This is a genomic window from Streptomyces sp. NPDC005931, from assembly GCF_042871235.1.
GTDB lineage: Bacteria > Actinomycetota > Actinomycetes > Streptomycetales > Streptomycetaceae > Streptomyces.
Genome location: NZ_JBIAIG010000003.1, coordinates 350,380 through 368,637, shown reverse-complemented (window position 1 = coordinate 368,637; position 18,258 = coordinate 350,380). Strand labels below are relative to the sequence as shown.

Annotated in this window: 14 protein-coding genes; 7 read left to right on the top strand and 7 right to left on the bottom strand. The window is 73.4% G+C overall.

Annotation, left to right across the window (positions count from 1 at the left end):
* The first annotated feature begins 158 nt into the window (after positions 1–158).
* Positions 159–1,904, top strand: a complete 1,746-nt coding sequence (gene treZ / locus ACFYOV_RS09185; protein WP_389084806.1) for a malto-oligosyltrehalose trehalohydrolase — start codon at positions 159–161, stop codon at positions 1,902–1,904.
* Between the two features lie 50 nt (positions 1,905–1,954).
* Here treZ and ACFYOV_RS09180 read toward each other — a convergent pair whose 3' ends face one another.
* From ACFYOV_RS09180 to ACFYOV_RS09150, 7 genes are all read right to left on the bottom strand, one after another.
* On the bottom strand, positions 1,955–2,941 hold the full coding sequence (locus tag ACFYOV_RS09180) for an aminoglycoside phosphotransferase family protein (RefSeq protein ID WP_389084804.1): 987 nt from the start codon (positions 2,939–2,941) through the stop codon (positions 1,955–1,957).
* A 48-nt stretch (positions 2,942–2,989) separates the two neighbouring features.
* Positions 2,990–4,117: an aminopeptidase P family protein gene (locus ACFYOV_RS09175; protein ID WP_389084801.1), complete on the bottom strand. Its 1,128-nt coding sequence runs from the start codon at positions 4,115–4,117 to the stop codon at positions 2,990–2,992.
* 124 nt (positions 4,118–4,241) lie between these two features.
* Positions 4,242–4,715, bottom strand: coding sequence for a PDZ domain-containing protein (locus ACFYOV_RS09170; protein ID WP_389084798.1), 474 nt, complete (start codon positions 4,713–4,715; stop codon positions 4,242–4,244).
* 695 nt (positions 4,716–5,410) lie between these two features.
* Positions 5,411–7,600 carry a germacradienol/geosmin synthase Cyc2 gene (cyc2, locus tag ACFYOV_RS09165; RefSeq protein ID WP_389084796.1) on the bottom strand — a complete coding sequence of 730 codons (2,190 nt, stop codon included), beginning with the start codon at positions 7,598–7,600 and terminating at the stop codon, positions 5,411–5,413.
* Between the two features lie 95 nt (positions 7,601–7,695).
* A complete protein-coding gene (locus ACFYOV_RS09160; protein ID WP_389084793.1) occupies positions 7,696–8,874 on the bottom strand; it encodes a damage-control phosphatase ARMT1 family protein in 1,179 nt (392 codons plus the stop codon).
* Positions 8,875–8,937: 63 nt separating this feature from the next.
* Positions 8,938–9,585, bottom strand: coding sequence for a ScbR family autoregulator-binding transcription factor (locus ACFYOV_RS09155; RefSeq protein ID WP_389084791.1), 648 nt, complete (start codon positions 9,583–9,585; stop codon positions 8,938–8,940).
* Positions 9,586–9,870: 285 nt separating this feature from the next.
* Positions 9,871–11,688, bottom strand: a complete 1,818-nt coding sequence (locus ACFYOV_RS09150) for a S8 family serine peptidase (RefSeq protein WP_389084788.1) — start codon at positions 11,686–11,688, stop codon at positions 9,871–9,873.
* Between the two features lie 358 nt (positions 11,689–12,046).
* On the opposite strand from ACFYOV_RS09150, the gene ACFYOV_RS09145 reads away from it, so the two are divergent.
* The 6 genes from ACFYOV_RS09145 (at position 12,047) to ACFYOV_RS09120 (ending at position 18,250) form a co-directional block, all read left to right on the top strand.
* Positions 12,047–12,907 (top strand): lytic polysaccharide monooxygenase, encoded by an 861-nt coding sequence (locus ACFYOV_RS09145; protein ID WP_389084786.1) that lies wholly within the window; start codon positions 12,047–12,049, stop codon positions 12,905–12,907.
* Between the two features lie 203 nt (positions 12,908–13,110).
* On the top strand, positions 13,111–14,112 hold the full coding sequence (locus ACFYOV_RS09140) for a substrate-binding domain-containing protein (protein ID WP_389084783.1): 1,002 nt from the start codon (positions 13,111–13,113) through the stop codon (positions 14,110–14,112).
* A 184-nt stretch (positions 14,113–14,296) separates the two neighbouring features.
* The gene (locus tag ACFYOV_RS09135; protein ID WP_389084781.1) at positions 14,297–16,804 is read left to right on the top strand and encodes a nitrate- and nitrite sensing domain-containing protein; all 2,508 of its coding nucleotides are present in this window, start codon (positions 14,297–14,299) and stop codon (positions 16,802–16,804) included.
* 73 nt (positions 16,805–16,877) lie between these two features.
* Positions 16,878–17,306, top strand: a complete 429-nt coding sequence (locus ACFYOV_RS09130) for a roadblock/LC7 domain-containing protein (protein ID WP_389084778.1) — start codon at positions 16,878–16,880, stop codon at positions 17,304–17,306.
* A gap of 1 nt (position 17,307) precedes the next feature.
* A complete protein-coding gene (locus tag ACFYOV_RS09125; RefSeq protein WP_389084776.1) occupies positions 17,308–17,667 on the top strand; it encodes a DUF742 domain-containing protein in 360 nt (119 codons plus the stop codon).
* Entirely contained in the window at positions 17,654–18,250 is a 597-nt protein-coding gene (locus ACFYOV_RS09120) for an ATP/GTP-binding protein (protein WP_389084773.1), read from the top strand. The genes ACFYOV_RS09125 and ACFYOV_RS09120 overlap by 14 nt, the downstream gene beginning before the upstream one ends.
* Positions 18,251–18,258 lie beyond the last annotated feature (8 nt).

The following is an 18,258-nucleotide window of genomic DNA, read 5'->3' as shown; positions in this document are numbered from 1 at the left end:
TCAGCGCCGCCGGGCTGTCCAGGAAACGGGAGAACGCCCGCCCCGTGCGTGTGCCCGGCGACACCCGCCGCAAAAGGGAGGATTCACAAGCGGATTGATCTCTCATGGCGCACGATGGACGCGCTACATCACGGTGAGCAGACGAAGGGGAACCGTCCGTGCAGTTCGAGGTGTGGGCACCACAGGCCGGCCGAGTGACGCTCGAGTGCGACGGCGTCACACGCGCGTTGGAGCGCGATCCGCAGCGCGAGGGGTGGTGGCGGGGGGAGGCCGAGGCGCACGACGGCTCCCGGTACGGCTTCGCCCTGGACGACGGGCCGATGCTGCCCGACCCGCGCTCGCGCCGGCAGCCGGACGGGCCGGACGGGCTCAGCGCGGTCGTCGACCACGAGCGGTACGCCTGGCGCTCCGAGTGGCCGGGCCGGCCCCTGCCCGGCGCGGTGCTGTACGAGCTGCACGTGGGCACGTACACCCACGAGGGCACCTTCGACGCGGCGGCCGAACGGCTCGGTCACCTCGCCGAGCTGGGGGTCACGCACGTGGAGCTGATGCCGGTGTGCCCCTTCCCGGGCCGGCACGGGTGGGGGTACGAGGGCGTCTCGCTGTGGGCCGTGCACGAGCCGTACGGCGGGCCCGAGGGGCTGAAACGGTTCGTCGACCGCGCGCACGCGCTCGGCCTGGGCGTGGTGCTCGACGTGGTGCACAACCACCTGGGCCCGTCGGGGAACTACCTGCCGGTGTTCGGCCCGTACTTCACGGACACCCACCACACGCCGTGGGGCGCGGCGGTCAACCTCGACGCCCCGGGCTCGGACGAGGTGCGGGCGTACCTGGTGGAGAGCGCACTGGCCTGGCTGCGGGACTACCGGATCGACGGGCTGCGGCTGGACGCGGTGCACGCGCTGGTGGACACGCGCGCGTACCACTTCCTCGAGGAGCTGTCGGCGGCGGTGGACTCGCTCGCCGCCGACACCGGCCGGCCGCTGTTCCTGATCGCCGAGTCGGATCTGAACGACCCCCGGATCGTGACGCCGCGCGAGGAGGGCGGGTTCGGGCTGCACGCCCAGTGGAACGACGACTTCCACCACGCGCTGCACACCGCGCTGACCGGTGAGTCGCAGGGCTACTACGCGGACTTCGCGCGAGCCCCCTTCGCGGCCCTCGCCAAGACCCTGACCGGCGGCTTCTTCCACGACGGCACGTACTCCAGTTTCCGGGGCCGACGGCATGGCCGCCCCCTGGACCGCAACCGGGTGGCCGGTCACCGGCTGCTCGGCTACGGCCAGACCCACGACCAGGTCGGCAACCGCGCCCAGGGCGACCGCCTCTCGGCGCTCGTGTCCCCCGGACTGCTGGCCTGCGCCGCCGCGCTCACCCTGACCGCGCCCTTCACGCCGATGCTGTTCATGGGCGAGGAGTGGGCGGCGGGGACGCCCTGGCAGTTCTTCACCGACCACACCGATCCGGAGCTGGCCAAGGCAGTGCGGGACGGCAGGCGCAGGGAGTTCGCGGCGCACGGCTGGGCGGAGGAGGACGTGCCCGATCCGCAGGACCCCGCCACCCGGGACCGTTCCTGTCTCGACTGGTCGGAGCCGGAACGCGAGCCCCACGCGCGCGTGCTGGCCTGGTACCGCCGGCTGACCGCCCTGCGCCACGAGCAGCCGGACCTCACGGACCCCGACCTCGCCGACACCAAGGTGGCCTACGACGAGGACCGGCGCTGGCTCGCCTTCCGCCGCGGCGACGTCGTGGTCGCCGTGAACCTCGCCGCGGAACCGGCCGTCGTCCCCCTGGGCGTGCCCCGGGTGCGTGTACTGGCCGCGTGGGAGCCCGTGGAGGCTCCCGGGGAGGACGGGGTGCTGACCGTTCCCGGGGAGTCGGCGGTGGTGCTGCTCCAGGACTGAATCCGGTCAGGGCTCGCGGGCGCTCCGGGAAGCCTCGGGGAGCGTCGGTGTCAGAACGTGTCGTCCGGGCCCGTGGCCCGCAGGTCTGTCACGCGCTCCAGGAGGATCGGTTCCCAGGCCCGGCGCAGTCGGGTGCGGAACAGGGGCAGCCGGGGTGCGGGGAGGCCCGTGAGGGCGTCGGCCAGGTGGACCAGCGCGTCGCAGCGGGCCAGCCAGAGGCCGCGCAGACAGGGGCGGGCGCCGTAGCCGGCGAGGGTGGCGGCGCGCACGGCGGCCGGGGAACCGACGGCGAGGGCGAGGCCCGCGATGTCCTCGGCCGGGTCGCCGATCACCGCGTCGGCCCAGCCGAGCACACCGCGCACCCGGCCGTCGGTGCCGACCACGAGGTGCGCCCCGGTGAGGCCGTGGTGGACGAGCACCGCCGAGCCGGGCTGGGCGGCGAGCTGGGCCGCCGCGGGGGGCGTGAGCTGCTTCAGGCGCGGGGGGTCGAACTCGTCGGCCGCGGCGAGCCGTTCCGCGGCCTGCCCGGCCGCCCGGCGCAGCGCCTCGAGGGAGCGTGGGGAGACCAGGGGCACGCCGAGGCTCTCGGCCTGCCGCACCGGCACCTCGCGCAGCCCCGCGAGCAGCCCGGCCAGGTCGGCCTCGCCGACGGCGGAGACGTCGTGCTCCTCCGCCGAGCCGCCGGGCACCCTGGTGTCCAGGGTGTAGGCCAGCCCGGGCGCCCACTCGCCGTGCGCCACGCTGACCGGCAGCGCGACGGGCACGTGCGGGCGTACGAGCTCGCGCAGCCGTACTTCGCGCCGTCGGCGGGCGGTGGCCTCGCGGTCGGGGGCGAGGCGCAGCACGTGGCGGTTGCCGACCCACCAGGCGTCGGGCCCGGGGCCCTCGGTGACCGGCCGGACGTCGGGTCCTGGCCCGGCCGGGTCCGGGGGGCCTTCCTTGCCGTCCCGGCCGGCGGCGCCGCCCCTCTTCTCCTTCAGGAGGGTGCGGACCAGCCGGCGGACGGTGTCCGCGGTGGGTGTCGGTGCCTGGGTCATGGTCGCGCCGTTGTCGTCGGGAGGCTCTGCGGGGACATCGGTTGCCGCTCAGTCCACTATGACCAGGTTCCGCGCGGTGTTGTTGAGACGCCGCCCGCCGTCCTCGGTCACGGTGACGATGTCCTCGATCCGCACGCCGAACCGCCCCGGCAGATAGACCCCGGGTTCCACGGAGAAGCACATGCCCGGCACGAGGGGCTGCTCCTCGCCCTCGATCATGTAGGGCGGCTCGTGGGTGGTGACGCCGATGCCGTGTCCGGTGCGGTGGACGAAGTACTCGCCGTACCCGGCGTCCGCGATCACCGCGCGGGCGGCCCGGTCGACGTCCTGGCAGGCGGCCCCCGGGCGCACCGCCCGGAATCCCGCCTCCTGCGCCTCGCGCACCAGGTCGTGCACCCGGCGTTCCTCGTCGGTGGGTTCGCCGACGTGGACGGTGCGGGAGGTGTCGGAGCCGTACCCGCCCTTCAGGCCGCCGAAGTCGAGGACGACCATGTCGCCGCGTTCGATGACGCGCTCGCCCGCCTCGTGGTGGGGGTTGGCGCCGTTCGGGCCGGAGGCGACGATCGTGAAGTCGACCTGGGAGTGCCCGAACCGCCGCAGCAGGGCGGCGAGATCGTCGGCGACCTCGCGCTCCCGGCGGCCCGCGAAGGTGACGCCCCGGATCTCCTCGAACGCGGCGTCCGCGGCGGCCCCGGCGGCGGCCAGGAGCTCCAGCTCGGCCGTGTCCTTGACGGCGCGCAGCATCGGCAGGGCCTCGGTGAGGGAGGTGTAGGAGCTGCCGGGGAGGGTTCTCTGGAGGCCCAGCAGATGCATGGCCCAGGCGTTGTCGCTGACGCCGTACCGGCCGTCGGTGTCCAGGAGCGCGGCGGTGGCGGCGTAGGGGTCCTTGCCGTCGGTCCAGTCCCGCAGGGTGAGCGCGGCGGCTCCGGGGGCCCGCTCGGCGTCGGGGGCCTCCAGGGTGGGGACGACGAGCACGGGGTCCCGTCCGGGGGCGAGGACCAGCAGAGTGAGCCGTTCGGTGATCGCGGTCGGCGTGTACCCGGTGAGCCACGTCAGGTCCGGGCCGGGCGCCACCAGCAGCCCGGCCAGCCCGGCGTCGGCGGCCTGCCGCGCGGCGCCTTCCATGCGGGCCGTGTAGTCGTCGGCGGTGAAGGACTCGGGCGTTTCGCCGGTCATCCGGGCCTCCCAGGACGGACGGAGTGGCTACGGGCAGCATCCTGCCCGTCGCACGGGGGCGGCGCGAGCCGGTTCGGGAGTTCGCCGGAGCCGCCCCGGAGCGCCGCGGAGTCCGGCGGGGTGGTCAGACGACGACGCCGGGGACGACCGTCAGCCTCCGGAGTTCCCCGCCGCGGTGGCGCACCGTCAGCCGCACCTCCCGGCCGGGGCGGGCGCGGGCGACGGCACGGGCGAGGTCGGCGGCCGAGCCGACGCGGGCGGAGCCGAAGGCGAGGAGCACGTCACCGCGTACCAGGCCCGCGGAGAACGCCGGGCCGGGCATGTGGACACCGACCACCAGAGCGCCCGGTTTCCGGTCGTCCGCCACCTCCGCGCCGAGCCTGGCCACGACGGGGGCCCACGCCGCGCCGGACCGCTCCGCGACGGACGGCGACGGAGCGGGCTGCGGCCCGGCGGAGGGAACGGCGCCCCACGATCCCGCCTCCCGGCGCAACTCGGCGAGGCCGCCGGCGCCGACGACCGTGGCGCCCATCGCCCCCAGACCCACCCCGGACAGCACCAGAAGGCTCCCGGCGAGCGCCGCGAACAGCACGGACATCAGCCGCCGGCCCCGCCGCCGTGCGGCGTGCGGCCGCGACCGGGTGGCGCGCTGTGCGGCTCCGGTTCCGCTGCCGCCCCCGCGGCTCCCCCTCGCCTCACCGCTTGTCCCGGCCTCCCGGCTCCTGCCCGGCATCGGCCTGGGTCGCAGCGCAGTCTGTTCCATGATCGCCTCCGGCTGGAGTGCTACCCCATGCACCCGGGGACGACGAGCCACGAACGAGTGAGACTGACCGGCGCCCGGCAGGGAAATCCGCGGAGTCGCCGGGGTGAGGAGTGGCTCTCGGGGCCGGCCGGTCAGCACCGCACCCGTGCGCCCGCCGCACCCGCCGGACAGGCGGCCAGCCGTGCAGGATCCGCGCGGTGCGCCGGGCGGTCTTCGGTGAGCGGGCCGAGGGAGTGGGCGAGGTCGACGGTGCGGCGGACCGCCGGCGTGCCCGGGGCCCCGGGCACGCCGCGAGAAGCGGCGGCAGGGCGGCTCCTTCGTGGCAGGCGGGCGGCCGGGACGGTGGACGCCGCGCGGGTCGGTTCCCTCGTGGCGCAGCGCCGGGCGGAAGCTGTGGCCGCAACCCGCGCCAGCGCTGGGACGGCTCGCGCCCACCGGCCGTGCGGGCCCCCGCCGGTGCCGCCGCGGAGCACGCGGCGCGGCGACGGGCGAGTCGGTGCGACGGTGAGCGTGCCCCGCGGGACGGTGGGTCAGCCGGGCACAGGCACGGCCGGCGGACGGTTCGGGAGGAAGCCGTGGGCGCGGCGGGCGAGCCACTCCGCCTTGTAGCGGTCCACGCTGCGGTGCCAGTTGAGGATGCCGGCCATCCAGTTCCGCAGATCGTGCACGTACTCCCGCATGATCGCGCGTGCCTCCTCCGGGAGCCGGAAGTCGTCGTGGAGCACGGGCAGTTCGTGCTCGACGACGTGCTCGAACTGTTGTAGGCGGCGGCTCATCAGGTCGTGGACGACGCCGAGCGCCCTCGGGTAGTCGCAACCGAAGAAGTTCTGCACGACGAGGATCGCGTTGTGGATCTCGCCCTCGTACTCGATCTCCTTCTGGTACGAGAAGACATCGTTCAGCAGGCAGGCGAAGTCGACGGCCGCGTTCTCCAGGGAGCGGACCGGGCCGCTGCGGTAGACCTCGGGCGGGACGGCCGGGCCGTGCCCCATGCGGCACAGGCTCAGGGTGAGATCGCTGCCGAAGGTGCGGCGGCGCATCTCCAGGTAGTCGACCGGGTCGGGGACGCGGTGCTGGATCTGGTTGGACAGCTCCCACAGCCAGCTCTCGGTCATGACGTTCACCGCGTCCTTCAGCGTGGTCCGCTGCCCGGGCGTCATGGCCGCGGTGGTGCGCGCCCACAGGTCGGTCAGGGTGCGCTCCATGGCGTTGGCCGGGACCGGCGCCGCCTCGCCGTCGACCGGCATGCAGTCCGACAGCCGCGCGGTGGTCAGGCGGGCCGCGGCCAGGTCGCGGCGGTGGCCGAACACCAGCGGGTAGTAGTCGTCGCCGTAGGTGCCGAAGACCAGCCACCGGGCGCTGAGGTCGAGCGCCTCCGGTGTGGCGTCGGGGTCGAGTCCGGCCGAGCACAGCGCGAGGTCGTAGGCGGCGAGCTTGTCCTCGTCCCAGACGCCCTCGGCGAGGACTCCCATCCGGTGGCACCAGTCGACCAGGCGGGCGCGGGCGGTGTCGAGGTGCGGGCTGAGCTCGAGCGGGAACGGCATGCGGATGTCGGGGATCAGGGACGGGCCGACCTTCTGGTACGGCACGTGGGTGTGGGGGCGCAGCCTCCCCCACTGCCCGGACGGCGTGGGCGACGCCCCCCTGTGGCCCGCCGCGGCGAGCAGGGCGCGCACGTCGGCGGCGGAGGTCCCGGGGCCGCTCGGGCCCGCCCACGGGACGGTCCGGCGGGCGCCCTCGTTCATGTACCGGCTGGAGCGCAGATGCCACTCGTGGCCGCCGGACTGCCAGTCCTGGAGTCCCTTCGCGTACGCCGTGACGGCCGCGACCTCGTCCGGGGTGAGGCCCTTCTCCAGCGCGATCGCGGGCACTTCGGTGAAAGCGGTGTGTTCGAACTGGTGGAGCCGTGAGGTGAGGACGTCGTTGACGACGTCGGCGGCCTCCTGGGTGGTGCAGCCGAAGAAGGTCTCCAGGACGAGCACGCCGTTGCTGTTCTCCCCCTCGTCCTGGACCTCCCGCTGGTAGGAGAACAGGTCGTTGCGCAGGTGCACGGCGTCGGAGAACGTCTCCATCAGCACCCGCAGTGGCCTGGTCCCGGTGACGGCGGCGGGCACCTCGGCGGTCGCGTACTCCACGAGGCCCGCCGACCAGGGGGCACCGCCCACCTTGCGGCGCATCTCGATGTACTCGACGGGGTTGGCGATCCGCCCCTCGTTGATGTTGGACAGCTCCCACAGGGACTCGTTGAGGAGGTGTTCGGTGGCGACGGCGAACCGGCGGCGCCAGTGCGCGGACATGGCCGGCACGGTGCGCGCCCACAGGTCGGCGAGGCCGGCCTCGACCGGGTTGCGCGGCTCCGGTACCGGCGCGGACGGGTCGAGCGGCATGAACAGCGGCAGGCGGTCCAGGTGGGCCTTGCCCCCGGCGCGATCCCCTGTGCGCTTGAACTTCTCCAGGAAGTGGTCGTCGAAGAAGAAGACCCACACGTACCAGTCGGTGATGAGGCAGAGGGCCTCGCCGTCGCAGTCGGGGTGGGTGTAGGCGCAGAGCAGGCCGTAGTCGTGGGCGTCGAGGTCGGACCGCTCCCAGACTCCCGAGCCCTCCAGCATGCCCGTCTCGCGCGCCCACGCGGTCGAGTGGGCGCGGGCCCGGTCGACATGCGGGTTGAGCCGCGCGGGATGCGGCAGGTAGAAGTGCGGGAGTTCGAACGGCTGCGTCATGGCCGGGTCCTGCCCGTGGCCCACCGGGCGCATCCGTCCGCCCGGACATGATCACACCATTGCGTGAACCGGGGGCGAAAGGGAACTCGGAGCCGCTACGACCGGACCTGGATGAGCGCGTGCGTCCCGCTGACCCGCCAGCGCTGCTCCTCCGCCGCGACGAGCGCCGCCTCGGTGTCCGGCGTGAGCCCGGTGATCACCTCGGACTTGAGGGTGCGCAGGGCGGCGACCGGTCCGGGGAAGGAGCGGGTGACGTCCGCGAACGGCGTGGTCGGCGGCCACCTCCGGTCGCCCACCAGGCGGCGGTAGTTGAGGTCGCCCTTGAACATGGTGAGCGAGGCCGCGGCGAAGTCGGCCCTCAGGTCGTCGGGCATCCGGTCGTAGGGCAGCGGCGAGCAGGAGAAGGGGTGGGCGCGCAGCGTGAGGCGGCCGTCGGTCAGGGCGGTCCACAGGCGGCGCCCGTGTTCCGCGGCCGCTCCCCTCGCTCCCGTCAGCCGGCGCACCGCGTCGAGGACGTCGGCGGTGGTGGCGTCGGAGACGTAGTACGGGTACGGCTTGACGTGCAGCACCGCGCGGGCGATGTGCCCGTGGGCCAGCAGATGGGCGATGAGCAGCAGATCCGGCACGAGTTCGCGCCCGGCGTTGTCGGCGACCAGGCAGAGCGTGCCGGTGCCCGCGGTGCGGAGCAGCCGCCACAGGCGCTCGCTGTCGTCGGCGACGAGGGCCGGGACGGGGGCGGCCGTCGTGGTGCCCTCGGCGGACAGGCGGAAGCCGAGGTCGGCACGGTTGCCCCACAGGGATCCGTGCAGCAGGGCGCGGGCCTGTTCCTCGGCGGGGCGGTCGGCCAGGTCGTCGAGCGCGGCCAGTTCCTCGTCCGTCGTGGAGGAGCCGAGTTCGGCGAGCTTGGCGGGTCGGAAGGGGTCGATGCCCTGCCAGGGTCCGGGAGTGAAGTAGCCGACGGCGTGCAGCAGTTGACGGTAGAGCCAGCTCTCGGACCACAGCCAGGGCACGTCGTACCAGGACCGTCCGGCGTACGTGCCCATCCCCCAGCCCTCCCAGCGGTCCCGGTCGTGCGCGTCGGCGGGGAGGGGTTCGATCACGCCCCCGGTGCAGCTCGCCAGCAGGGCGTCGAGGGCGCGCCGCTGCTCCGGTCCGAACGGGAGGTCCTCGCGCACCCGCCGGATGATCGCGGGGTGCCGTTCGGCGAGCACGCCGTGGGGGAAGGTGCCGGGTTCGTTGCCGAGGATCAGGGGGGCGGTGGGGGTGTCGGGCATGCGGCTCACCGTAACGCGCGGGGCGCTGCGGTCAGTCGGCCGGCGTCGGCGGCGCGGCGGTGCTCAGACGGGGGCGATCTCCCGCTCGAGTCGGGCCGCGAGGCTGAGGTAGCGGGCGCGGCGGGTGACCGGGACCAGACCGCGGATGAGGATCTGCCACATCTCGGCGGTGCGGCGGGGCTGGCGTGCGACGGGTTCGCGGGAGCGGCCCACGACGCGGGTGCCGACGAAGAAGCAGACGAGGGAGTGGGCGACGACGTCGATGTCGGCGTCGGGGTGGACGTCGGCCTCCTTCACCGCGCCGAGGAGCCGGGCGGTGACGATGTCCAGCCACTCGGTGAATGGGTGGCTGAGCGGTGGGCGCGGGCGTATGCCACCGGTCGCGAGCCGCAGCCCGGCTCGCAGCACGGGGTCCTCGGCGGACAGCCGGGCTATGCCGAAGGTGAGCCGCATCAGCGCCTCGAGGGAGGTGTGGCCGCGCGTCTCGGTGTCCCGGGCCAGCCGTCGGCAGGTGGCGGACTGGAGCTCCAGGATGGCGTGGGCCAGATCCTCCTTCGCCGCGAAGTGGAAGTACAGGGCCCCCTTGGTGACCTGTGCGTGTTCCACGATGTCGCTGAGACTGGTCGATTCGTAACCGTGCCGGTCGAACAGGTCGGCGGCGGCCGAGATGATCGTCGCGCGGGTCTGTTCGGCGCGTACCTGCCTCGCCATCGACTGAACTCCTGAGCCGGAAAGGAACGGGTCATGCCGTTTGTTTTTACCCGATGCACACGATAGCTCACCGTACGGCTGTCCCACCTCCCCGGCCCCGCCTGTGAGTTGGTGCACATCCGGCAAAACAAGCGCACGCTTCGAAAGAAAACAGCACGTCCGGTATCTAAGTGTGGCAGGTGTGGGGGAAAAAGAGAACGGCGGGCCGACCGGTGCCCCATCCGCACCGGCCGACCCGCCCGTCTGTGGCGATCGCCGTCTCTGGTCAGGCCGTCGGGCCCGCCGTCAGAAGGTCAGGCTCCAGCCGTTGATCCGGCCGGTGTCCTGCGCCGCCGTGTCCTGCACCCGCAGCTTCCAGGTGCCGTTGGCGAGTTCCGACGAGGCGTTCACCGTGTAGGTGGCGTTGACGTTGTCCGCGGAGTCCGAGCTGCTGGCGGACTTCAGGCGGTACACCGAGCCGTCCGGCGCCACCAGGTCGACGACCAGGTCACCGCGGTAGGTGTGGGTGATGTCCACGCCCACCTGGAGGATCGAGGGCGCGTAGCCGCTGCGGCCGCTGACGGTGATCGGGGACTCGACCGCCGATCCGGCGTCCGGGATGGACACCGCGGTGGTGCTGGAGTAGGTGGAACCGCCCGTGGACGTACCGCCCTTGACGGCCTGCACCGTCTTGGCGGCGTCCGCCAGACCCGCGCCGCAGCCGCCGGTGCAGGTGCCGGGCAGCGCACGGGCGTTGGACTTGATCGCCGACTCGATCTGGGCCGGGGTGAGGGCCGGGTTGGCCGACTCCATCAGCGCGGCGAGACCCGCGATGTGCGGGGTGGCCATGCTGGTGCCCTGGTAGTAGGCGTAGTTCTCGGTCGACGGCGTCCGCGTGCCGGAGTTCAGCGTGGACAGGATGCCGTTGGCCGTGCTGGTCCGGGTCTCACCGCCGGGTGCGGCGATGTCGACGACCGTGCCGTAGTTGGAATAGGAGGCACGGGCGCCGGCCCGGTTGGTGGCAGCGACGGTGATGACGTTGTTGCAGTTCGCCGGGGAGGAGTTGGCGGCGTTCTGGTTCTCGTTGCCCGCGGCGACGACGACCGTGGTGCCGCGGTTCACGGCGGCATTGATGGCGCTCTGGGTGGCGGTCGAACAGGAACCGCTGCCGCCCAGGCTCATGTTGATGACCTTGGCGACGTTGGCGTTGGCGGGCACGCCGGAGACGGTGCCGCCGGACGCCCAGGTGATGGCGTCGATGATGTCCGAGTCGTAGCCGCCGCACTTGCCGAGCACGCGCAGCGGGGAGATCTTCGCGCTGTACGCGATGCCGGCGACGCCCTTGCCGTTGTTGGTGGCCGCGGCGATGGTGCCCGCCACGTGGGTTCCGTGCCAGGAGGAGTTGCTGCCGGTGGACTGGCCGCACTCGCCCGCCGCGTACCAGTCGCCCGGGTCGGCAGGGTTGCTGTCACGGCCGTTGCCGTCTACGGCGACCGCGGTGTCGGAGATGAAGTCGTAGCCGGCGACGACGTTGGCGGCGAGGTCGGTGTGGGCGACATAACCGGTGTCGATGACGGCGACGGTGACACCGGCGCCGGTGGCGAGGTCCCAGGCACCCGGCACCCGCATGCCGGCGGTGGTCTCGAACAGGTCCCACTGCTTGGTGTACTCGGTGTCGTTCGGGGTCAGCTTGGGCTTGTTCAGCCGGTCCGGCACCACGTAGGCGACCTGCGGGTCGGCGCTGTACTCGGCGACCACGTCGGCGACGTCCGCCGTGCTGAGGTTCTCGCCGAGGTCGACGAGCGCTGCACCGGTGCCGAGACGGCGCTGGAAGTCCACGTCCTCGCCGGTCCTCTTGCCCTTGGCCTCGGCGTCCGCGGCGGCGGCCTTGTTGGACTCGGCCTCGGCGGCGCCCGACCTGTAGCCGACGATCAGCCGCTCGGCCGGGCTCCCCGGCGCGGCCTCGGTGCGGGCCGCGGGGACGGCGGACGCGTCGGTGGGGGACTCCTCGGCGACGGCGACCTGAGTGGAGGCGGCCGTCAGCAGGGCGGCGGACAGAGCGGCGGCGGATATCAGCTTCCGTCTCGCCGAGGAGTTCCGGGGGTTCGGGGAGGGGGTACGCAAGGGTGTGCCTTTCGTGCCGTGACTCCGGAAAGGTGCGGAGTGGGGAGTGGGGGTCGATTCGCTTCGTCATCGAAGCGGCGGGGTGAATCGATGTGCGGCATATCGGCCGGCCAGGCGCGGGGCAGCGATCCGTTCGGGGTTGCCTGTGGATCAACTGCGCTCGAACGATAGGCAAATGCCAGGTCGGCGGGATACCGGGGAAACCCTCGATCCGGCCGGAAAACACCCCTCGATGACCGGGCCGCGGCCGGGAACGGACCACTGTGCCCGGTTAAGGACCCGGGTGAACGGGCCGGGCGGTTTTCCCGTACTGCACTCATAGCATCCCGTTCCCGCCACGGCACAGGAGAGGTCACGGATGACCGGACACCGCATCGCGCTCGCCGCCGCCCTCGTGGGTCCCGTTCTGTTGTGCGCGGCCGGACCGGCGTGGGCGCACGGAGCACCGACGGATCCGGTCAGCCGGGTCGTGGCCTGCTCGCCCGGCGGCGGGCGGGCGGACTCCGACGCGTGCCGCGCGGCGACCGCCGCCAACGGCGCGCCGCTGGCGGCCTGGGACGACCTGCGGGTCGCGGGCGTCGACGGCCGGGACCGGCAGGTGGTCCCCGACGGGCGGCTGTGCAGCGGCGGCCTGCCCGGCTACCGTGGCCTCGACCTCGCCCGCGCCGACTGGCCGGCGACCCGGGTGGCGCCCGGCGGGACGCTGTCGATGACGTACGCGTCCACCATCCCGCACACCGGCACGTTCCGCCTCTACCTGACCGGGCCCGGCTACGACCCGGGCCGGCCGCTCACCTGGTCCGACCTGCCGGAGCGGCCCCTCGCCGAGGTGACGGACCCGGCCCTCACGGACGGCGCGTACCGCTTCCGGGTGACACTGCCCGAGGACCGGACGGGGCGTCACGTGCTCTACACCGTCTGGCGGAACAGCAGCACACCGGACACCTACTACTCGTGCTCGGACCTGGTGTTCCCGGAGCGGGAGGCCACCGAGAAGACCCGCGAGGCGTCCGCACGCGGCGGACGGTCTTCGCCACGTCCGGACGCCAAGAAACGTACCGCTGGCGGAAGTTCGGCCCCGTCGGCAGTGGATGGCACCGCCGTCGCCTCCGCCTCCGAACCCTCCGGTCCCTCCGCCCCACTCCTCGCCGGCGGGGCCGCCGCGCTGCTGACGCTGACCGGCTGCGCCGCCCTGGCCCTGCGGGCACGGCGGCGCTGAGCCACCCGTGTCCCGTAGCCCCGTGTGCTCACGCTTCATCACGATGCGGCAGCGAGAGCTCACTTCCCGTGGCCGGTCACTTGACGACCGGTGGCCGCGCACGATTGGCTCCGGGCCAGCGAGAGTTCACCCGGTCGGCGCACGCCCCGCGGGCCGCACTCTCCCCTGCTCTTGCTCGGCCGCACAGCGAGGTCCGCACCCGCATGAACGCTCCTCCCGCGCTTTTGCCCTCCGGCAGATCCGTCCGCCTCGCGGCCCTGGCGGCCGCCGTCGGTCTGCTCCTGACCGGCTGCTCCGCCCTCGGCCCGGACGACGACTCCGGCGCCGACGGGGCGGGCGCCGGACGGATGAGGGTCGCCCTGGTCACCCACGGGGGTGAGGGCGACGCGTTCTGGGACCTGGTGCGCGAGGGGGCCGAGGCGGCGGCGGCGAAGGACGGCATCGATCTGACGTACGCCAGCGACGCGGACCAGGCGGGGCAGGCGGAGCTGGTGCGGGACGCGATCCGCGACGAGGTCGACGGCCTCGCCGTCACCCTGGCCAAGCCCCAGGCGATGAAGGGACCGGTGGGCGAGGCCCGGGCCGCGGGCATCCCCGTGGTCGGGCTCAACTCGGGTATCGACGCGTGGAAACCGGCGGGGCTGCCGGCGTACTTCGGCCAGGACGACGGCCTCGCGGGCCGGGCCGTCGGCGACAAGCTGAACGCCCTGGAGGCGAAGCACGCCCTGTGCGTCGTCCACGAACGCGGCAACGTCGCCCTGGAGGCCCGGTGCGCCGGGATGAAGAAGACGTTCGGCGGACAGACCGAGAACCTCTACGTGGACGGCACCGACATGGAGGCAGTGTCCGGCATCGTCACCGCCCGGCTGCGCCAGGACCCGACCATCGACGAGGTCGTCACCAACGGCGCCCAGTACGCCCTCACCGCGGTGGAGGCCGCCGAGAAGGCGGACAGCGGGGCCCGGGTCGCCACCTTCGACCTCAACGAGGAGTTGGTGGCGGCCGTGCGCGACGGCGACGTGCAGTTCGCGGTGGACCAGCAGCCCTACCTCCAGGGCTACTTGGCGGTGGACGCGCTGTGGCTGTACCGCACCAACGGCAACGTCAGCGGCGGCGGGGTGGCCCCGGTGCTCACCGGGCCGGCGTTCGTCACCAAGGCCAACGTGGCCCGGGTCGCCCGGGTCGCCGCCCGGGGCACCCGCTGACGGCCGGGTCCGGTGAAAGGGTCCGAAACTTTCGGTCACGCACGGGCCCTACGGTGACGCGTACGGATACCATCCTGCGCACCCCCTGCTGAGCAACCCGGGACGCACCCACCCCTCGCGCCCGTCCCCCGCCTCCCGTCACCCCGCACGCTCCCCCGCTGATCCGACCGCCCCTAGGACGACGATGTCTCCACGGACAGGTGCCCGGCGCCGTCTCGGCTCCATACGTCTTTCGCTGGTGCTCCTGGCTCTGGTGCCCGGCGTCACCCTCGCCGCCATGTGGGGCGTGACGACGATCCAGATGTTCTCGGAGGGGCTGCACCTGCGTGCGCAGACCCAGCTGAGCCGGTCCACCGGCGCGATGGGCACCGACGCGACGCTCGCGCTCCAGCGGGAGCGCAGACTGTCGGCGGCGTGGCTGGCCTCCCGGCCGGGCCCGGGGGACGCGGGCCGGCAGGAGGAGCGCCGGGCGGAACTCGACGCGCAGCGGGAGCGGACCGACGCGGCGGTGGCGAAGCTGGTCCGGCAGGCGGACGCGATCGCCGAGGCGCCCGCACGGGTCTCGGACCGGCTGTACTCGGTGCTCGGCTCGGTGGGCAGCCTCGAGTACTACCGGGACCAGGTCGACGACCCCGGTGACATCACCGCCGGACAGGCACTCGACCAGTACACCTCGATCATCGACGACCAGATCCACGCCTTCCAGGAGCTGTCCCAGGTCGACGACGGCGACCTGACCTCGCAGGCCGGCCCGTTGGTCGCGCTGGAGCACGCGGCCGAGCTGGTCTCCCAGGAGGACGCGCGCCTCGCCCTCGCCTGGCCCTCGGGGCACCTCGACGAGCGGGCCTGGGCCGACTTCGCGGAGCTGGTCGGCACCCGGCGCTGGCTGGTGGAGGACCAGATCGTGCCGTCCCTGCGGGGCACTGCCAAGGCCCAGACCGAGCGGATCCTGCGCAGCCCCGAGTGGCGGACGCTCCAGGAGATCGAGGACCGGGTGCTCGCGGCCCGCGCGGCGGACGGGGGCGGCGACATTCCCGTACCCGACGCGCGCGAACGGTGGAACGCCGCCCTGGACACGGTCGCCGCCCAGTACAGCGCCATGATCCGGCAGCAGACCGACCAACTGCTCACCCGCAGCGCCGACGAGGCCCGCGGCCTGCTGCTGACCGCCGCCGCGCTGAGCACCGGGGGACTGCTCGCACTGCTGCTGTGCGTGGGCATGTCCTGGCGGATCACCCGCTCGTTGTCCCGTCGGCTGCGCGGTCTGCGCCTGGCCACCCTCGGCCTGGCGCAGGAGCGGCTGCCCGACGTGGTGGCCCGGCTGGAGCGGGGCGAGAAGGTCGACGCGGAGTCGGCGACCACGCTGCTGGACTACGGCCACGACGAACTGGGCCAGGTCGCCCGGGCGTTCAATCATGCGCAGCGCACCGCCGTGCACACCGCGATCGAACTCGCCGACACCCGGCGCGGGTTCCAGAAGATCATTCTGGGCATCGCGCGGCAGAGCCAGAACCTCGTCAACCTCCAGCTCAGCAAGCTCGACACGCTGGAACGCACGCACACCGACCCCGATGTGCTGAAGGGCCTGTACGAACTGGACTCCGTGGCAAGTCAGTTGCGCCGTTACGAGGAGAACCTGGTCGTCGTCAGCGGGGAGCGGCCGGGCCGGTCCTGGAGCGAGCCGGTCGCACTGGTCGACATCCTGCGCAGCGCCGTCGGCGAAGTGGCCGAGTACCGGCGGGTGGAACTGCACACGGACGAGGAGGTCGCCCTCGCGCCGCCCGCGGTGGCCGACGTGATCCATCTGCTGGCCGAGCTGATCGAGAACGCCACGCTGTACTCCCCCGCGCCGAGCCCCGTCGCGGTGCGGGCCTCGATGGTGGCCAAGGGCCTCGCCGTCGAGGTGGAGGACCGGGGGCTCGGCATGTCCGAGGAGGACTACGCGTCCCTCAACGCCCAGTTGGCGCAGCCGCCGAAGTTCGACGTGGTGGCGCTGGCCGACGACCTCCGGCTCGGCATGTTCGTGATCTCCCAGCTCGCCCACCGGCACGGCATCACCGTCACCCTGCGCCCCTCGCCCTACGGCGGGACGACGGCGATCGTGCTGATCCCGCACGACGTGGTGGTCCGGGACGCGGCGGAGGCTTCGACGCCGGCGGCCGCCGGGCCGCGCGCGGCCGTCGCCCCGGCGGGCGGCGCGGCGGACGGCGCGGCGGACGGCGGAGGGACCGGCACCGGGACCAGCACCGGGACCAACGCCTGCAACGGCAGCGGCAAGGCGAGTACCGATCATGCCGTGACCGATCCTTCGGACACCGAACCGTCAGGGACCGCCCCTTCGGACACCCCTCCGTCGGACACCGAACCGTCAGGGACCGGTCCGTCACGCACGGCGCCCTCGCCCACCACCCCCAACGGCACCGGCGTCCCGGCCCCCGCCCCGCCGTCCGCCGCCGTACCCGCCCGCCCGCGTGACGGCCTCGCCCCGCTCCCCCGCCGCGTCCCCCAGACCAGCCTGGCCGCCGAGCTGCGTGAGGAACCGGCGCCCGATCCCGGGGACGGTACGCCCGACGACTTCACCGCGGAACGCGCCGCCTCCTCCCTGGCCGGCTTCCAGCGCGGCACCCTCCGGGCCCGCGACGCCGACGCCTGCGACCCCGCCGAAGTGACCCACCAGACCGCCGGCCCCTGAGCACCGGCCGAACCACCACTGGCCGAGCCAGCACGAGCCGCAGTACCACCACCGCCGACGAAGGACCATCGCCATGACACGCCCCGCCCCCGCCACGCACACCCAGCTGGACCAGCTGCTGACCGGACTCGTGGAGCGCGTCGCCGACGTGAACCAGGCCGTGGTGCTCTCCGAGGACGGGCTGGTGGTGAGCAAGTCCACCGGTTTCCTGCGCGACGACGCCGAGCGCCTCGCGGCGACCGCCTCCGGTCTGATGAGCCTCAGCAAGGGCGTCAGCATGGATTTCCGCGGCGGCCCGGTGCGCCAGGCGCTCATCGAGATGGCCAACGGCTTCCTGGTCCTCACCTCGGCCGGTCCCGGCGCCCATCTCGTGGTGCTCACCGGCCCCGGTGCGGACGTCGGCGTGGTGGCGTACCAGATGAACATGCTGGTGAAGAAGATCGGCGAGCACCTCAGCGCGGCACCGCGGGGCGCGGCCGGCCCCGTCGGCCCCGGCGCGTGAGGTGACCGGAGGCGATGCGGCGGGCCGGCTCGTACGACCGTTCGCCCTGATTGGTGGGCGCACCCGGCCCAGCCGCGCCGACTTCACCCTGATCACCACCGTGACGGCGGCCGATCCGCAGCCCCGGACCGCCGGCCGCCCGCAGCCGGAGCACACGCGGATCCTGCGGATGTGTGCCGAGCCCGTCGCCGTGGCGGAGCTCGCCGCCCGACTGGACCTGCCGGTCAGCGTGGTCGTGATCATGTTGTGCGATCTCCTGGAGGCGGGCCGGATCATCGTCCACCCGCCGCACCCCGTCACGCGCGCCACCCCGGACCTGGACCTGCTGAAGAAAGTGAGGGACGGCCTTGGCCGGCTCTGACCCCACCGTCCGCCCGTCCGTGGGGCGTTCGGCACCCGACACGGTCAAGATCCTGATCGCCGGGGGCTTCGGCGTGGGCAAGACGACCATGGTCGGCTCGGTGAGCGAGATCGTGCCGCTGCGCACCGAGGAGCCGCTGACCATGGCGGGCCTGGACGTCGACGACCTGAACGGCATCGCGGAGAAGCGGGCCACCACCGTGGCCCTGGACTTCGGGCGGATCACCGTCTCCGACGACCTCGTGCTGTACCTGTTCGGTACGCCGGGTCAGCAGCGGTTCTGGTTCATGTGGAACGACCTGGCCCTGGGCGCGCTGGGCGCGGTGGTCCTGGTCGACGTGCGCCGGCCGCGGTCGAGCTTCGCGGCGATCGACTTCTTCGAGCGCCGGGGCATTCCGTTCGTCGTGGGCGTCAACGGTTTCCACGGCAGGCACCCGTATCCCCCGGAGGAGATACAGGAGGCGCTGGCGCTGCCGCCGGGGGTGCCGGTGCTGCTGTGCGACGCGCGCGAGCGGGAGTCGTGCCGGGACGTGCTGATCGCCCTGATCGACCGGCTGATCGCGACTGCCGCCCCGGCACGGTGAGGAACGCC